Below are 1,914 nucleotides of genomic sequence, written 5' to 3' on the forward strand. Positions count from 1 at the left end.
AAAAGCGTGACGGCAAAGCCTTTGACCATGCTGGCGCCAAAATTGGAACCGAACCAATAGAGAATCGCGCACGTGATCAAGGTGGAGAGGTTGGAATCACGAATAGAAGTCCAGGCACGGTCGAAACCACCCTGAATAGCAGAGCCGAACCGCTTTCCTTGGCGAAGTTCTTCCTTCATGCGCTCAAAAATCAGAATATTGGCATCTACCGCAGTGCCTATAGAGAATAGAAAGCCTGCGACACCGGGCAAAGTCAGTGTCACGGGAATCAGCTTGAACAGGCTGAATGTAACTAGTGCATAGATAATCAACGCTGTATCCGCTACTAAGCCGTGCAGGCGATAGTACACTAGCATAAACAACAGGACGATGATGACCCCAATAATGCCTGCGCGAGTGCTTTTGGCAACAGAATCCTGGCCCAGCGTAGGGCCTACGGTACGGTTTTGGATGACCTTCAGTGGTACAGGTAATGCACCATATCGCAACTGGATAACGATACTGCGTGCCTCGGAGAGCTTAAAGTCCCCCGTGATGCGGCCTGAGCCTTCGGTGATGGCGCTTTCGATGCGCGGGCAGGAGATGATGACCCCGTCCATTGCAATGGCTAAGTAACGTCCAATGTTGGCTGCAGTGTGCTCGGCAAAGATTTTTGCCCCTTCTTCGGTTAGGGTGAAGTTGATCTGTGGCCGGCCGTATTCATCCTGTCCAACCTGTGCCGTCTTCAAGTGTCTTCCAGTGATCACCGTGCGGAAGATGCGCGGGCGCGGAGTGGGTGAAGGCGTGGCTTCAGCAGTTACCGTAGGTGAGACAACCTCTGTGGGAGTAAGCGCTGGAGTAGGCGTTGCTGTTTCTGTAGCCAGAGCAGTAGCGGTTGCGGTTGGTTCGGGGGTAGGAGTTGGGATGCCAAACTCGCCACTTTCACGGAAGCTGGTCTGAACTTCCAAGCCCGGGGGCAGGAAAGTATTGCCGGCATCTATGAATTCCAGGAGGCCAGTCTGGCGCAGAGTGGAAATAGCCAACTCGGGGTCCTGAATGCCAGGCAATTCAACGACGATACGGTTGGAGCCTGCCAGTTGTACGAGGGGCTCCACTACCCCTAGGCCATTCACACGGTTGTCAATAATGCCTTTGACCGCAGCCATGGCATCTGCGTCCACCTGTTGTCCCGAAGGCAAATCGGCTTCCAGTACTACTTGTACACCACCTTGCAAATCAAGTCCGCGGTGCACTTTAATGTCGCGATCAAAATGGATCGGGCCAAAATGGATATGCAGGCCAGGGTTGTTAGGCCAGACAATCCAGATCGTGATACCTGTCACGATGATGATAAGCATCAACAAAGTCATGTCACGCTGCTGCATCAAATTCCTCCAAGATTTTGAACAGACAAATAATAACCACACCCCTTGCCGGGTGTGGCCGGCTTGTACCTGTTCAGGTTGCTCGATTATATGCCATCCCTACTGGTCTGTCAAATTACCATTGCGCTTGGGCGTATAGCCTTCTAAGAATTCTCGTGCAATATCGAGAACCTGCGATTCAGTCAAGTCATCGGTCATGATGTACAAGTCGCAATGGGCGCGTGCATGGGCCAAACGCCGTCGTTGCTCTTCCACGCACCCTACCACGTAGTGGCGCTGTCCGCGCCGATAGATCACCTCTTCGCTGGCATCCAGATAAATCAACACATCCGGTCGCGAGATGGCCTGCCACATATAAGGGACTTCGGAATGCTCTTGCCCGCATTCGCGCACTTCGTAGCCCAGCTTGCGCAGCCCTTGCGCTAGTGCAGTTTTGCCACTTCCACAAATGCCTACCAGGACTATACGCATAACGTTGCGCCTCACATCCCGTTATAGGCATGGCAGTTACGGTGTTTCAGAGAGGTGGCAGCGGAAAACGAACAGCCAG

2 protein-coding genes are annotated in these 1,914 nt (G+C 53.1%); both read right to left on the reverse strand.

Annotated features, from left to right (window positions below):
* Nucleotides 1-1,364, reverse strand: a 1,364-nt coding sequence (gene secD / locus H5T67_12595) for a protein translocase subunit SecD (protein MBC7246143.1), incomplete at its 3' end; no start/stop codon positions are given.
* 99 nt (nt 1,365-1,463) lie between these two features.
* On the reverse strand, nt 1,464-1,835 hold the full coding sequence (locus tag H5T67_12600; GenBank protein MBC7246144.1) for a hypothetical protein: 372 nt from the start codon (nt 1,833-1,835) through the stop codon (nt 1,464-1,466).
* Between the last annotated feature and the right edge of the window lie 79 nt (nt 1,836-1,914).

This window comes from Chloroflexota bacterium, from assembly GCA_014360905.1.
In the GTDB taxonomy this organism is placed as follows: Bacteria; Chloroflexota; Anaerolineae; order UBA2200; family UBA2200; genus JACIWX01.